General features: G+C 59.9%; 10 protein-coding genes and 4 pseudogenes. 7 read left to right on the top strand and 7 right to left on the bottom strand.

What is annotated here, in order from left to right:
- The 3 genes and pseudogenes from KHO33_RS36875 to KHO33_RS36865 all read left to right on the top strand — a co-directional run.
- Nucleotides 1-342: YadA C-terminal domain-containing protein (locus KHO33_RS36875; RefSeq protein WP_200567690.1), on the top strand; the 342-nt coding region annotated here is incomplete at its 5' end.
- The gene (locus KHO33_RS36870; protein WP_200567689.1) at nt 336-578 is read left to right on the top strand and encodes a hypothetical protein; all 243 of its coding nucleotides are present in this window, start codon (nt 336-338) and stop codon (nt 576-578) included. The genes KHO33_RS36875 and KHO33_RS36870, both read left to right, overlap by 7 nt.
- Nucleotides 560-1,180 (top strand): annotated as a pseudogene (locus KHO33_RS36865) (IS21 family transposase); the annotation flags it as partial. The gene KHO33_RS36870 and the pseudogene KHO33_RS36865, both read left to right, overlap by 19 nt.
- Nucleotides 1,181-1,304: 124 nt before the next feature.
- Here the strand turns inward: KHO33_RS36865 and KHO33_RS36860 are convergent.
- From KHO33_RS36860 to KHO33_RS36850, 3 genes are read right to left on the bottom strand one after another with little or no spacing between them, the layout of a single operon-like run.
- Entirely contained in the window at nt 1,305-2,309 is a 1,005-nt protein-coding gene (locus KHO33_RS36860; protein ID WP_200567687.1) for a tyrosine-type recombinase/integrase, read from the bottom strand.
- Nucleotides 2,296-3,681, bottom strand: a complete 1,386-nt coding sequence (locus tag KHO33_RS36855) for a tyrosine-type recombinase/integrase (protein ID WP_200567686.1) — start codon at nt 3,679-3,681, stop codon at nt 2,296-2,298. Before KHO33_RS36855 ends, KHO33_RS36860 begins: the two co-directional genes overlap by 14 nt.
- Nucleotides 3,678-4,934: a site-specific integrase gene (locus KHO33_RS36850; protein WP_200567685.1), complete on the bottom strand. Its 1,257-nt coding sequence runs from the start codon at nt 4,932-4,934 to the stop codon at nt 3,678-3,680. Before KHO33_RS36850 ends, KHO33_RS36855 begins: the two co-directional genes overlap by 4 nt.
- Nucleotides 4,935-5,075: 141 nt before the next feature.
- Here KHO33_RS36850 and KHO33_RS36845 point away from each other — a divergent pair.
- From KHO33_RS36845 to KHO33_RS42370, 4 genes and pseudogenes are all read left to right on the top strand, one after another.
- Nucleotides 5,076-5,995: pseudogene (locus KHO33_RS36845) on the top strand (Mu transposase domain-containing protein); the annotation flags it as partial.
- 18 nt (nt 5,996-6,013) lie between these two features.
- Nucleotides 6,014-6,772, top strand: a complete 759-nt coding sequence (istB, locus tag KHO33_RS36840; protein WP_200567684.1) for an IS21-like element helper ATPase IstB — start codon at nt 6,014-6,016, stop codon at nt 6,770-6,772.
- Nucleotides 6,773-7,235: 463 nt separating this feature from the next.
- Nucleotides 7,236-8,156, top strand: a pseudogene (locus tag KHO33_RS36835) (IS110 family RNA-guided transposase); the annotation flags it as partial.
- A gap of 429 nt (nt 8,157-8,585) precedes the next feature.
- A pseudogene (locus KHO33_RS42370) lies at nt 8,586-8,783 on the top strand (group II intron reverse transcriptase/maturase); the annotation flags it as partial.
- Here KHO33_RS42370 and KHO33_RS36830 read toward each other — a convergent pair.
- The 4 genes from KHO33_RS36830 to KHO33_RS36815 all read right to left on the bottom strand — a co-directional run bounded on the left by KHO33_RS36830 (nt 8,767) and on the right by KHO33_RS36815 (nt 14,229).
- Nucleotides 8,767-9,069 (bottom strand): IS3 family transposase, encoded by a 303-nt coding sequence (locus KHO33_RS36830; RefSeq protein ID WP_234480847.1) that lies wholly within the window; start codon nt 9,067-9,069, stop codon nt 8,767-8,769. The pseudogene KHO33_RS42370 and the gene KHO33_RS36830 overlap by 17 nt on opposite strands.
- 155 nt (nt 9,070-9,224) lie before the next feature.
- Nucleotides 9,225-9,371, bottom strand: coding sequence for a response regulator transcription factor (locus tag KHO33_RS36825; protein WP_200567681.1), 147 nt, complete (start codon nt 9,369-9,371; stop codon nt 9,225-9,227).
- Between the two features lie 272 nt (nt 9,372-9,643).
- On the bottom strand, nt 9,644-10,396 hold the full coding sequence (locus tag KHO33_RS36820) for a carbonic anhydrase family protein (RefSeq protein WP_200567680.1): 753 nt from the start codon (nt 10,394-10,396) through the stop codon (nt 9,644-9,646).
- Nucleotides 10,397-10,719: 323 nt separating this feature from the next.
- On the bottom strand, nt 10,720-14,229 hold the full coding sequence (locus tag KHO33_RS36815) for a mechanosensitive ion channel domain-containing protein (RefSeq protein ID WP_200567679.1): 3,510 nt from the start codon (nt 14,227-14,229) through the stop codon (nt 10,720-10,722).
- Nucleotides 14,230-14,406 lie beyond the last annotated feature (177 nt).

The following is a 14,406-nucleotide window of genomic DNA, read 5'->3' as shown; positions in this document are numbered from 1 at the left end:
GTCAACGTTGGCCAGCTGAACAGTTCGGTTGCACAGGGCGTACAGCAGGCTAACAGCTACACCAATCAGCAGATTGCCGGCGTACAGAATCAGATCAACGACGTCGCGAAGAGTGCTTCCGCCGGCACTGCCGCGGCAATGGCCGTCGCCGGGCTGCCGCAGCCTACGCAACCTGGCAAGGCGATGGTCGCCATGGCGGGTTCACGTTACAGCGGACAGACTGGCATGGCGCTCGGCATCTCGTACGTGACACGCGACAATAAGTGGGTCACAAAAATCTCTGGCAACACCAACAGCAACGGCAATGTAGGTGTCACCGTGGGCGCAGGTTACCAGTGGTAAAAAATAATCGGAGAGAGTTCATCTCTCTCCGATTTTTGCATGCGCGCCCAGCATGGGTGAATATTCCACGCCAAAGTGAACAGGGTTTCCACGGCAAAGTGAACGCCGATTCCACGGCAAAAAGAACAGGGTTTCCACGCCATCGCGAACAGGAATTTGAGGTGGCGGCGACGCGGGTCAACGGTGGCACGATCGACAGTTTTGTCGGGAGTGCCGAATGGCAAATGTCAGGTTGACCATGCGCAAAATCAGGGAAGTGCTGCGGTTGCATTTCGAGTGTGACCGCAATCAGAGGGAAATCGCCGACGCGGTCGGTACCTCGACAACGACGGTGTGGCATTACCTGCGCCGCACGCGGCTGGCAGGGCTGAGCTGGCCGCTGCCACCGGAACTGCTGACGGACGACGCGGCGCTCGAGGCGAGACTGTATCCGCCGCCGGCGCGGCGCGAGCCAACGCGCGGCATGCCGGACTGGCCGACTGTGCATCGCGAGATCGGCAGGAAAGGCGTCACGCTCGATCTGCTGTGGCAGGAATACAAGGCGCAGCATCCGGACGGCTGCGGCTACAGCTGGTTCTGCAAGGCATACCAGGAATGGGCGCAGCGGCTTCCGGTCACGATGCGGCAAACGCACGTGCCGGGTCAGAAGCTGTTCGTCGACTACTCGGGCAAGAAGCTGGGCATCATCAACCCGAACACTAGTGAAATCCGCGAGGCCGAGCTGTTCGTCGCTGCGCTCGGCGTGTCCGGGCTTACGTTTGCGGCGCTCACCTGGACCCCGCAGCTTCCAGACTGGATCGGCTCCCACGTGCGCGCCTTCGCGTTCTATAACGGTCTGGTCGAGAAATCACCAGCTGGTGATTTCTCGACTAATGAGCAGGTTCCGCTAATGCGAAGGAACGCAGCGGAATCCGCGCCGTTGCTGGCGCCAGGTTGCCGGTTCCTTCACATTACTCAGCGGCTCAAAGTGAATCTAGCCACGCGAGTAGATCTGCGTCGCGTTGCCATCGCGGTGGTCTATGCATCTTTGAAGCGGGTTCGAGACGCTCAAGCGCAGCGCGTTTCGTAGCCAGATTTGCCTGTGCATAGTGATTGGTGGTGTCGAGGCTCACGTGGCCGAGCCAGCTGCGGATCACGGTGACGTCGACGCCCGCCGCTACGAGGTGGACGGCCGCCGCATGTCGGAAACTGTGCGGAGAAACGTGCTTCGAAGACAAAGTTGGGACTGTCTTGGCGGCCGCCTGAACGTACTGCGCAAGCTTGTAGCGAACCCCGGACGCACCCAGAGGAGTGCCATAGCGATTGACGAAAATAGGTTCGTTATCCGGACAGGGTTGTCGCTTGAGCAGTGCTTTAAGTACGAGAACGGTTTCTGGCCATAGTGGACAAAGCCGCTCTTTATTTCCTTTGCCGATCAGCCGCACGTACGACGGTGGATCGAAGCGGATGCTTTGCGGGCAAACATCGAGCGCTTCCTGGATCCGTGCGCCCGTGTTGTAGAGAAAGCAAAGCAGAGCATGATCGCGTTGGCCCTCGAGTACTGTGCGATCAGGCTGCAAAATAATGGCATCAACTTCATCCGGATCAAGGTAGCATGGCGCGCGAACTGCTGCACGCTTGGTGGGAATGCGCAGTACTGCGTTGCACTGCGCAGCGTATACGGGCTCCCGTTCAGCGGCAAAAGAAAAGAAGGCGTGCAAAGCTGCCAGTCGGCAGTTTCGAGTACCGATCGTCACCTTGCGCTCCTGCTCGCATTGCTGCAAGAAGGCTCCTACCATGGCGGCAGTAAGGTCATCGAACACAAGTTTGGCTACTGCACGATTGTGTCTTGTAGCCGAAAAACGCAGGAACAATCTCCAGGTATCCCGATAGGATCGCACCGTGTGTGTTGAGAGGTTGCGCTGTTCCAGCATGTATCTGCAAAAAAATTCTTGCAGCAATCCAGGCAACGGATCAATCGGTTTCATCGTCCACTCCTTCATCGACGTGCAGACTGTGCGCGCCGAAAGAACGAAAGCGAGCCCCTGCCTGTTGCAGGAGCTCCTGGGTGATGGTCAAATAGACCAAGGTGGAATTAATGTCCCTGTGACCGAGATATGTGGCGAGATAAGGAAGCCGTGCCTGGGGATTGATGCCCTCGCGATACCATGCAAGCATCCGATTTGCGACAAATGTGTGGCGAAGATCATGGATGCGTGGCCCAAGCCCGCCTCTATCAGGCTTTACACGAGAGAGGCGCAGTACACGTGTCAGAAGCTTCTCGGTCATCACATAGGAGTAGCGTCCGGCTCGTTGTTGATGCCAGAACAGTCCTGACTCGGCTTGCTGCGGCGCGCCCGCCCGTCGCCGGGCATTCACATACTCGTGCAGTACAACTGCGACGCTGTTTGAAACCGGTAGTGTCCTCGATTTAAAAAACTTCGTCTCGCGAATATCGATCTCGCCCACATCGAGATGAACGTCACCGAGGTTGAGACCTACGATCTCGCCCAGACGTAGACCGGTGCAATATGCAAGAACGAGCATTGTATACAGGCTCATGGGGCGAAGAGGTGCGCACGGCGAGGGGTACTGCTGCGCGGTTTCGAGGATGCGTTGTACTTCCTGTTCCGTATAGATGTAGGGACCTCGTCGCTGTTGTTTCAATTGCTGGCGAAGGCGAAGGTCGGGCTTGGGTATGACAAGCATTGGATCGAAGCGGCGCAACGCCTTGGCGAGATCGCGACCCAGCTCCTGGCACAGCCACGCATGCTCGGGCGTCGGCCGTATGGCATGCCAATCTCGTAGAAGGACGGCCAGCGGTTGCCCCTCCAGTCCCGGGTTCTTCTGCAAATAGCGATCGAAATATGCGAAGCGGTTTGCTTGCGTCTCGTAACGGTAGCCCATGGCTCGCATTAACGTGACGTGATCGCGCATGAGTGGCCCGAGAAAGCTTCCAAAGCGTTGAGGTAGACGTAATGCATCGAGCGCCGTTTCTGGGGAGGATGATAGTAGCGCTCGTACTACGGGCGTAGTCGTTCGTTGCCCATATTCGATTCGCAGTTCACGCAACGGATTATTCGCAATCGAGCCCTCACTTACGAGGAAATCGAGGAACCGGTCGACGAGACGTGCGCGATGAAAAACTATGTGCATAGGCCATTGTGTAGCCCGTTCGTGCAACCATGCACTGATCATTTGTTTGTTCATCGATCGCGCACACGCGCGCTGCATGACAAACCGCTGGAAGCCCGATAGGATGCATCGGTAAACCTTCGTGGTCGTTGCGTTTCGGGTTCCCAACCCCCAGATAAAGCGGTCGACGCAACGACGGTCAGTATCAGGCCAGATTGGCTTCATGGCTGCTTCTCCATGTTCGGAACCTCAAGAGCTACAGCTCGCAGATGCTCCGTCGCCAACTTCAGATAAGCCCCCGTAGATTCCGCTGAGCGGTGTCCCAATAGGTCCCCGATCGTTTTTACTGAAACGTCGGCACGAAGCAGGCTGACAGCACGTGCATGTCGAAATGCGTGCGGCCCGCGTTTGCCTGTTGGATGCACGCCGGCCGATTCAAGTCGCCGGCGCACTGGTGTGTATAAGCTGGAACCATTGCGAAATCCGCGATAAGGAGCACGTGCGCGAACAAATATCTCGCGCACATTTGTGATTGGTCGTCCTCGTCGCAAGTAGTCAAGCAGAGCTTCACCCACACTCGGAAGCAACGGTAAAATGGACTGCGATCCGGTCTTGGTATGGCGAATGCAAAATCGATCAGCTCTCCAATCGATATCTTCCAGACGCAGTCGTGCGATTTCTCCTGCACGTATTCCATACTTCGACAGCATCATCAGAATGGCGTAGTCACGTAGCCCCGTTGGGGACCGGTCCTCGCGTGTGAAGCGCAAGACTGCGCTGATGTCAGCGGGGCGTAGTGTCGACGGAATGGACTCACGCGCATATATCCTTGGAACAATGATGAATTGAGAAAGATCATGCCCGGTACGCCCCGTGTCATACAGATAGCGAACGAAGCTGCGAAGCCGTAATGCGATATCTTTACGTGATACGCGACGCAGTGACGAAACACGGCTTTGCAGGTAGACATCGATGTCTGTGATCGTCATATGCATCAACGTGTCGGCACCTTTGCACCGCCCATGCTGGCACAGGAATCGTTGTGCTTCGGCAAGATGGCCGTCGACCGTTTCGGTTGCAAGCCCTCGCCACTCCCGAAGCCATTGACCGTATTCCATGCACAGTGCCCGATCAAACTTCGCATTTACGCTGGAAGTCGGCGGATCGGGTGGCCACTTGCCAATCGCCAAACGCAGTAATTGATGAATGCCGGTGGTATGCGAGGCTCTCCAGCCCCGAGCGGAGAGGGGCGAATGACCGTGGCGGTGCCGGAAACGCCGCAGTTCACATTGAAGGTACGCCGATATGTGTGACGGCTGCGTAGCGTCAACGCAAATTCGACGCCTGTCGAGAAAGCGGAGGAAGTTTGCCGCGACTGCCAGATAGCGATTGCGGATGTGGACACAATATCGCTCGGCTACCAGATGCTGCTTGAGTTTGTCGAGCAACGTATCGTGCTTTGTTTGCAGATCGGACATGGTGCGCCTCCTTAAACGACTGGTCGCACCCTCTAGGATCGCACCATCGAGATAATGTGAAGGAACCGGCAACCTGGCGCCAGCAATGGCGCGGATTCCGCTGCGTTCCTTCGCATTAGCGGAACCTGCTCATTAGTCGAGATACTGGTCCCTGACAACCTGAAATCGGGCGTCCACAAGCCGGGGTTCTACGATCCGGACATCAATCCAACCTACCAGGAAATGGCCCGGCATTACTCCGTGGCTGTGATCCCGGCTCGCAGAAGAAACCGAGGGACAAGCCGAAAGCAGAGTTATCGGTCCTCCTGGTGCAGAGATGGGTCCTCGCCCGCCTGCGCAACCAGCGCTTCTTCAGCCTGGACGAGGCCAACCGGGCAGTCGCCGCATTGCTGAGCGATCTGAACAACCGGCCCTTCAAGAAATTGCCCGGCTCCCGCCGTAGTGTCTTCGACGAAATCGATCGCCCGGCACTCAGGCCGTTGCCCGAGCAGCCCTATCAGTACGCGGAGTGGAAGGTCGCGCGTATCGGGCCGGACTATCACGTCGAGCTTGAGCAGCACTATTACTCGGTGCCGTATCGCTACGCGCGCGAACAGGTCGACGTGCGCCACACGACCAACACCGTCGAGATCTTCCATCGCGGGCAACGCATTGCCGCTCACGGCAAAAGCGCTCGCCGTCGCTACCACACCACGATCGACGCGCACATGCCGCCGGAGCACCTGGCGCTCGCCAAGGGCTGGGACCCGGAGCGGCTGCGCAACTGGGCCGCCGACATCGGCCCGCATACGGCGGCCGTCATCCAGCACCTGCTGGGTGCCCGCAAGCACCCCCAGCAGTCGTATCGCACCTGTCTGGGCGTGCTGCGCATGGGCAAGGACTACGGGCGCGACCGGCTCGAAGCTGCCTGCCGCCGCGCTATCGATCTGAAAGCGCCGACCTACAAGTTCATTGACTCGACGCTGAAGAACGGCCTGGACCGGGAGCCCGAACCCGCTACCGGGCAGGCCGACCTGCCGCTTGTGCATGCCAATGTGCGCGGGCCTTCGTACTACCACTGAAGCTGAAAGGGAGTCTATATGCTGCATCATCCCACTGTCGACAAACTGCACGCGCTGCGCCTGCCCGGCATGGCGGCGGCGCTTGCCGAGCAACAGTCCCAGGACGGCATTGACCGGCTGGGCTTTGAAGAACGTCTGGGGCTGCTGGTCGAGCGTGAATCCAGTGAACGTGACTCGCGACAAACGGCGGCCCGGCTGCGCCGGGCCAGACTGAAGGTGCCCGACGCGTCGCCCGAGGACATCGACTATCGCACCGCCCGCGGCCTGGACCGGGCGCTCACCGCCCGACTGCTGACCGGTGAGTGGCTTCGGGAGAGGCAGAACCTGATCCTGGTTGGCCCGACTGGGCTCGGCAAGAGTTGGTTGGGTTGCGCCTTCGCCATCCAGACGTGCCGCCAGGGGTTCTCCGCCTGCTATCTGCGCATGCCGAAACTGAACGAGGAACTGGCGATCGCACACGGTAGCGGGCGCTACGCGCGATGGCTCGCACAACTTGCCAAGACCGCTCTCGTGATTCTCGACGATCTGGCCATGGCGCCGCTGACCGATTCCGCGCGGCGCGACCTGCTGGAGGTGCTCGATGACCGGCACGGACACCGATCCACGCTCGCTACCTCCCAGATCCCGGTGGACCACTGGCATGAGGCAATCGGCGAACCCACCGTCGCCGGCGCGATCCTTGACCGGCTGGTGCACAACGCTCATCGCATCACCCTCGCGGGCGAATCGCTGCGCAAGACGCGCAGTCGATTGACTGCAAAGCCGCAGTCCGAGTAAAAAGGTAAAGGTCCCGCGTCGCTGCGCTCCGCTTGTTCGCGATGGCGTGGAATCCTTGTTCGCTTTGCCGTGGAATCACGATTCACTTTGCCCTGGAATGGCTGTTCTCTTTGCGTGGAATACGCAGCATGGGCGCACTCCAGTGGGTGCAAGTCCCATCGCGAGTTGATCACAGCGAGCGAAGCGAAGCGCAACTGCGTGAGGGCGACCGGGCGTGGGGAGGAAGCGTGGAGCGAAACTGCGAGCCGATGGACAAGAACCGGATAGAAGGCATTACCGATCAGGGCAAGCCGGCATGTAACCGCAAAGCTCCCGTGATCAAGGGACGGTGACGTAGATCCGGCGGTTGTGCAGTGAAGGAGTGCGTTCTTACCCAATGGGATGGAAGCCCCCACCCGTCACGGCATCGATGTGCCAAAGTGGAAGCGTTAGTCAACCACTTGAACCGAGAGGGGCGCCCATCATGAAGATTACAACCGTTGGTATCGACCTGGCAAAAAACGTGTTTCAGGTTCACGGGGTTGACGGGCATGGCCACGCAGTACTGAAGAGGCAGGTCAAGCGCGACCAGTTGGCCACTTTCTTCGTCAACCTGCCGCCTTGCCTGATCGGGATGGAGGCCTGCGGTAGTGCCCACCATTGGGCACGCAAGCTGCAGACGAAGGGTCACACGGTGCGCCTGATGGCGCCGCAATTCGTGAAGCCCTACGTCAAGACCAACAAAAACGATGCCGCAGATGCTGAAGCAATTTGCGAGGCCGTGGCGCGACCGAACATGCGGGTTGTGCCGATCAAGAATGCCGAGCAGCAATCGGTACTGGCATTGCACCGTGTGCGCCAGAGCTTTGTAAAGGCGCGTACTGCGCAAGCCAACCACATCTGCGGCCTGCTTGCCGAGTTCGGCCTTGTGATCCCGCAAGGAATCGCCAACCTTGCCAAGCGCGTGCCGGAGTTGATCGAAGATGCCTCGAATGAGCTTACCGGCTCGTTCCGGCTGCTCGTGGAGCGGCTTATGGATCATCTTAAGGAGCTCGACAGGCAGGCTGGCGAACTGGAGGTTCAAATCAGGGCATGGCACCGGGCCAATGAGGCGAGTTGCAAACTTGAAAAGATTCCGGGCATCGGGCCGATCACGGCAAGTGCGCTGGTTGCCACTATCGGGGACGCGAAGAACTTCGACAACGGACGACAGCTCGCGGCGTGGCTTGGACTGGTACCCCGGCAACATTCAAGCGGCGGCAAAAACGTATTGCTGGGCATGAGTAAAAGAGGCGATTCATACCTGCGCACGATGCTGATCCATGGTGCCAGGTCGTTGCTCTTCAGGGCACAGCAGAGAGCTGACGAAAGCAGCTGGCTGCACAAGCTGATGCGGCGGCGTAATCGGGTCGGCTTTAGAGAATCGTAGTAGCGACGGACAACACACAGGACAATTCTCTTTACCGATTGCTCAGGCAATCATGAAGTGATGGCAAGACAGGTCGGACCGTGGTTGGCAAAGCCCGCTCTCCCCAAGGCACCTCGGGTGCGCTTACCCGATTGAGGCGTCAACCAGCAAAACCCATCAGGGACAGCGGCGCAAGCTGCATTTGAAGTCCGGATGTACGGGTGCAATCCTTACCTTCAAACCATCACGAATCGAAAGCTTGGCATACCGGGGGCGTCCATGTATGGGGAGATCTCGCCTCATGCCTGAAAGGGCAGCGGCGTCGAGCCGGAGCGAGAAGTCAGCAGAGGTCGTAGTAGTCACAGGACAGGCAGATGAGGCTGAGGCTGGTGGCGAAGGGCCAAACGGGAAGGAGTGTTCAACGTCATGTCGATGCGACAGGTAATGCGTCAGATGCCCGTGCAAGCGGGGCGAGTGGGAGTAGCACGCGGTGAAGCTGCGCGTGTACACGTGAGCGACGAAGCCTGCTGCCCGCGTCATGAATCCGGGGACACAGGGTCAACGCTGCTGGAAGCAGCGCTGACGAGAGAGAACCTGAAGCAGGCGTTCAAACGGGTCCGATCCTTGATGCCGGCAAGATACAACCAGGCTTGCAACGAAGTCCCAGTTTGGTATGAATGCGCCTGATGCAGTGAAGGCCAACGGGCACGCCTTGATCGAGCAGATCTGCCTGCAATCGCTCGCGTCCATATGTCCGCCGGGTTCGTTCGTGAGCCGCTGCAATCTCGACTTCAAGGCGGGCGTTCTCCCATGCACGCGGCGATTCGGAGCGCCGGCGCCAGGCGTAATAGCTGCTGACCCCTAGCTCAAACACCCGGCACAGCACGGCGATTGGGTAGTCCTGTCGCATCGCTTCGATCCGGTCGTATTTCACCGGGACTCCTTCGCGAAATAGACCGTCGCTTTTTCAAATGTCGCGTTCCATCGTGACCGTTGCCAGCTCACGTTTGACACGCGCCAATTCCGCTTCCAGCTCGCTCGGCGGCTTTTGCGTCTCGCCTACCTTCACCAGAGTCCCTTTGCGCTCAGCGTTTTTACCGACAAAGATAGTCGGGCCGCCGCTTCCCGCTGCGATAGCCCATCGACAAGAACCAGCTTCACCGCCTGTTCGCGAAACTCCTTCGTGTAGCTGCCCTTCGGTACTCGATTCATCTGATCTCCGTTTCGCTCATTCTACGAAACATTGATCTCCACTTTCTTCAGTCTACCTCAGTATGACACTCGCGGCATCATTGGTAGGGCTCATGGCGTTCTCCTGATGCATGCGAGAGACTTCCCCCAAGGCGGAGATCACGCCCGGGACGATGCGATCGCTATGGGCACCCACATCGTCCAGCGGTGGCGTTGGCAATCGAGGCATCGATTTTTCACTCCTCGCGGTCGAGGCGATGAGCGGCCCGCGACCGGCGTGGCACGCGAACCCGTCAGCTCATGAAACTCACCTTCCCGTTGTTCAGGTCGTACATCGCCCCGACGATTCTGAGTTTCCCGTTCTTCTCGAGATCCGCCAGGATCGAGCTATTGCTACGGACGACGTCGATGGTATGGCGTACGTTCGACTGAGCCACCGCATCGACAAATCCGGCGTTCTTGCTGGTGCGCTCACCTCCATACTGCGTCATCTCGATGGCAGGCTTGATGCTTTCGAGCAACCCCGTGAGATTTCCCAGCTGCACGTTATCGATGGCGCCCTTGATGGCTCCGCACGCCGTGTGCCCCATCACCAGGATGACTTTCGCACCGGCTACCGCGCAGGCGAACTCCATGCTGCCGAGCATATCCGGATTGGAGACGTTACCGGCGACCCGTGCATTGAAGGTATCCCCGATGCCAATGTCGAGAATGATCTCCGCGGGTGCACGAGAATCAATGCAGCTCAGGATGACAGCGGCGGGATACTGGCCGGACGCACTTGCCCGCTTCTGCGCGAGGAAATCCTGCGGCTTCATCCTGCCTGAACGGAACCGCTCATTGCCTTTCTTCATTATCTCGATGATCTGATCAGGCGTCAGCGCATCACGTTGCGCCTGGGTGAGGGCAGCCTCCGCAACACCCGGCCCACATCCAATCCCGGCCAGCAATGCAATCGCGCCCGCGCTCAGCCCTCTCCTCAGCCACACTCGCCGGCCATTGTCATCTGGATGACATGTCTTGCAGCAATCAGAACCCGATTCCATGACTACCTCCTCTTGATATCACAGGGGACTGCGGGAACGTCACGGGCAATCGCCCGATCGGCCTGAAACAGGCTGGCTATGCCAGCCGTATTTCAATCAGTGATGCTTGTATTTCGGCGCAGCGTTGCTACCTCCTTGCTCTCTGTCGCGAGAAGCTGTGATTCGGGCCAGAGTAATGCGATCCGCCCCCAGCCCGTCACGTTGCCTCGGACGCCCTAAATGATCACTGCCAGTCTTCCCTCGCCGGCATCCAACGGGACCACACCAGGGGGATACCCGGTTTGCATGTGGACTTGTTTGATATCGTAAAATAATAAGCATAACTAAGGTTTATGAATCACTGATTTTCCGGAGCCAGTCGCACCCGCTGCAGCAGCATTCTCTTTCGCCTGTACCGCGTCGCGCGCCGTCAGCGCCGGGAGTGCGGACTTGAGATGCACATCGCGCTGCGGGAACGGAATTTCAATTCCCGCCTGCCGCAACTCACGTTCGATCGCCGTGAGCACATCGTGGGTGGCGGGAATTCGTTGATTCACGCCCTCGACAAAGAAACGCGCCTCAAAATCGAGGGAACTGTCACCGAAAGCGTGGAAGAATGCGCTAGGGGCGGGATTGGTGAGAACATAGGGCACTGAGCGCACTGCGTTCAGGATCGATTCGCACGTAGCCGCAGTGTCGGATCCGTAGGCGACGCCGACCTTCAGCACCACCCGCGTGATGTGATCACTCAGCGTCCAGTTGGTGACGCGCTCCGTGATCACGGTCTTGTTCGGTATCACCACTTCCTTGCGATCGAAGTCGGTCACTGTCGTGGCGCGTGCCTGCACACGGGTCACGACGCCGGTCACGTCTGCGACGGTCACGGTATCGCCGATGCGGATCGGCCGCTCGAACAATATGATCAAACCAGAGACGAAATTTGCAAAGATCTCCTGCAGACCGAAGCCGAGGCCCACGCCCATGGCCGCGACCAGCCATTGAATCCGGGACCAACTGCCGCCCAGCACACTAAACACCGTCATCACCGCTCCACCCACAATGACGTAGCGGGCCACGGTTCTGATGGCATAGCGGCTGCCGCCCGAGAGCCGTGCCCGTTCTGGGAACGCGATATCAAGGAAGCCGCCGATGTTTTTGACCGCAATGACTGCGATAAATCCTATCGTCAGGGCGAGCATCACGCCCCCGAGGGTGACGGCGCGCTCAACCGTTTGCCCCTCCTCGACATCGGCATAGGTCCAGAGAGAAATTTCGTTCAGCAGGCTCAGACCCGGCAATGCTCCGTGCCAGACCACCAGCACGGCAACCACCAGCAGTACGGCGGATAACGCACGCAACAGCCGCGTCGCCTGGGCTCCGATCGAGGCCAGGTCGGGGCGCTCCAGGTTCTTGCGCGCCCCGTCGATGAGGACTTCTGCCTCCCGATCCATGCCCTGCGTCCGCGCGCGCTCAAGCTCGTCGCGCCGGTCGTGCAGCCAGCGCGCTGTCAGCGTATGGAACAGCGCGATCGCTGCCACAGTCAGGCAACTGATCAGCGTGAGCCGGCCGAAGACCTGCGCAGCATTGTAAAAGCCAACCGCTGACAGTACCGCAAGGGATAGCGGCACCATACAGGCGAACACGTAGGCGGCATATTTCACTATCGCGCCCCGGTCCTCTGCGCCTGGACTGAAGTGCTGCGTGAGAACGGGGCCACCCGGCCGGAAGGTCAGGCTGATCACTGCAGTGCATACGATAAGCGCCAGCATATGGCTTAGCCGCCCCAGCGAGGCCCGCACGATGGGATCATCGAAGTGGGACGCGCTCAGGTTAACGAAGCCAAGCGGTACCACGAGGAACGTGAACACGCGTGATGCACGGCGCAACACCCGCACTGACCGGGCGTCGCGTCCGAAATGCCGCTCGGCAATGCCATCTCGACGAAACAGCCTCGAGAAGAACATCCCTACGAGTACCCCCCACGCAGTCAGGCCGAGCCCCTCGCCGATGGCATTGGCAAATTCCGAAGCCGTGGACGAGGCGACGATCAGGTTGCCGATCGTCCAGATCGCCAGCGGCAGCGGCGCGACGACGAGCAGGGTTGTGCCAAGGGCCTGCACAGTGGCAGCAACGTTGCGATCGCCCGCCGCATCCTTGCACTCATCCAGGCGCTGCAGCCGCACAAGCAGCCGCTTTCGCGCGACAAGGGCGGCGAGTACCGCGCCAGACAGGACCAGCACTTGCAGCGAGCGTTGCTGCGCCTGGGCCTCAATGGTTTCGCCCACCTCGCGCCAGCCCTCTGGCGAGGCCAGCAGCAGCAGCGCCTGCGGTAGATCACTGAAGGACCGTACGGACAAGGGGGCCACAGGCACCCAGAACAACGCTTTGTCGATCAGGCTGCGATAGTCTTGCGCCGTGTTCAGGAGCTGGTCCTCCGCAGTGACAAGTTCGTCCAGCGTGTTCAGATAGGTTCGCTGCGAAGTCGATAGCCGATCAAGCAGTTCCTTGCGGTCAGCAATCAGGACACCAGCCTCGTCGCGCAGGGTCACCACTTCGGCCGGCTGCGTGCGCGCAGCCTCGTTGCGCATGATGGTGTCGATCTCCTGGTCCGGGTTTGCGAGGTGACGTTGCTCACGCTCGACCTGGAAGGCAGCCGCGGCGATCGACTCGGCGGCGCGCGCCCGTTCGCCGCGCGCGCGACGGAACTGCTCCGCTTCAGGCAGCGCGGCAGCGCGCTCCGCGAGAACCCGTGCCATTGATTCCGTGAGCTTGCTGCGCTCCAGACGCAGGCGTGCGCGCTGAAAATCGACCTCCAGGTTCTGCGCCTCTGCAGCGCGCTGATCGCGAGCTTGCCGTAATGACTCGATTTCCTTGGCCGTCCCGGCAAGCTGTGCAGAGGTTTGCACATTGGCTGCCGCCAATCGACTCAAGGAGGGACTGCGGCTCACCAACTGCCGTTGGCGCCCGGCCGCGTCCTCCTCGGCCCGCCGTGCGTCATCTACCCGACGCTGGTCGACCAGCGCCACCAGCTGCTTCAGGTCAGTATCGCCGCGCTGCAATTGTGCCCGAATAACAGCCTGCCGCAGTTGCGTCAGACGCGCTAACACAGGTTGCGCATCGATGCGGTCGCGCAAGACTTCAGCCTCAGCCTGGCGAACCAGCAGCGTGGCCCGCTTCGCCTGTAACTCTGTCTGCGCGAGCAACGACTGACGTGATGCACCTGCAGCAGTCTGAATCTCTTCGCGCAACCGCTCCAGACCGGCCTGCGCCTCGCGCTGCGTGTTGCGCAACTCCGCGGGCTCCGTATCGATACGATCGATTTCGAAGTCGAGCCCCGCGAGTTCGGCGCGCGCCGCAGCCTGGCGAGTCTCGGTCTGGGCCAGCACCTGCTCCAGTTCATTAAGCGTGCTGCCCGAACTCGAAGGGGCGGAAATCACCTGGTCCGACTCAGAGCGCAGCCTTTCCAGCGTCCGCTCCAGGTCACGAATCTGGTCCGGCGTATCGCGCATCAACTGACGATAGGTCTCCGCCTGGGCACGCAGCTCGGGAACTCGCTCCAGATCCGCGAGCGCCGCGCGGGACAGTTCCGCGATGCGTGCCTTGGTGGGCACATCGATATCCTTGCGGACCTCTGCTTCCCGGGCCGTGCGCCGCACCTGTTCGACGGTCAGGTCAGCGTTCGAACGAACAACGGGAGGTTCCGCCTGCGCGACTATAGCCGTCATGGTTGCTCCGACCAGCAACAGTCGCGCGATAAGACAGACCTTGTCCAGGATGGGCCGCCCGCAGCGCGCCATCGCTTTGCCCAGCAGAGCGTTGACAGCCAGGACTAGCCGGCACGTCGAGCTACTCATCGATGTCCGCCTTTTGGGTCAGAAAGCGCCGCTGCCCCCACGCCGTTGACGCCCAATGACATCCGCGCAGCGTCGCACTCCGTCTTGCAGGAAGCCGGGGCGACGACAGGTTTTCGGACGATCCCTCTGTATCGCTAAGCACTGCAACCCTCTCAACCGGTTAGATGTGTCCACAAC

The organism is Paraburkholderia nemoris (assembly GCF_905221015.1).
Taxonomy (GTDB): domain Bacteria; phylum Pseudomonadota; class Gammaproteobacteria; order Burkholderiales; family Burkholderiaceae; genus Paraburkholderia; species Paraburkholderia nemoris.
The sequence above is the reverse complement of the archived record's forward strand: the minus strand, read 5'-3'. Positions and strand labels throughout refer to the sequence as shown.

Bases quoted from the DNA above. Each gene is read 5' to 3' on its own strand.
- KHO33_RS36820 (WP_200567680.1), bottom strand. From the start codon at position 10,396: ATGGAATCGGGTTCTGATTGCTGCAAGACATGTCATCCAGATGACAAT.
- KHO33_RS36815 (WP_200567679.1), bottom strand. From the start codon at position 14,229: ATGAGTAGCTCGACGTGCCGGCTAGTCCTGGCTGTCAACGCTCTGCTG.
- KHO33_RS36830 (WP_234480847.1), bottom strand. From the start codon at position 9,069: ATGCGACAGGACTACCCAATCGCCGTGCTGTGCCGGGTGTTTGAGCTA.
- KHO33_RS36825 (WP_200567681.1), bottom strand. From the start codon at position 9,371: ATGAATCGAGTACCGAAGGGCAGCTACACGAAGGAGTTTCGCGAACAG.
- istB (WP_200567684.1), top strand. From the start codon at position 6,014: ATGCTGCATCATCCCACTGTCGACAAACTGCACGCGCTGCGCCTGCCC.
- KHO33_RS36860 (WP_200567687.1), bottom strand. From the start codon at position 2,309: ATGAAACCGATTGATCCGTTGCCTGGATTGCTGCAAGAATTTTTTTGC.
- KHO33_RS36850 (WP_200567685.1), bottom strand. From the start codon at position 4,934: ATGTCCGATCTGCAAACAAAGCACGATACGTTGCTCGACAAACTCAAG.
- KHO33_RS36855 (WP_200567686.1), bottom strand. From the start codon at position 3,681: ATGAAGCCAATCTGGCCTGATACTGACCGTCGTTGCGTCGACCGCTTT.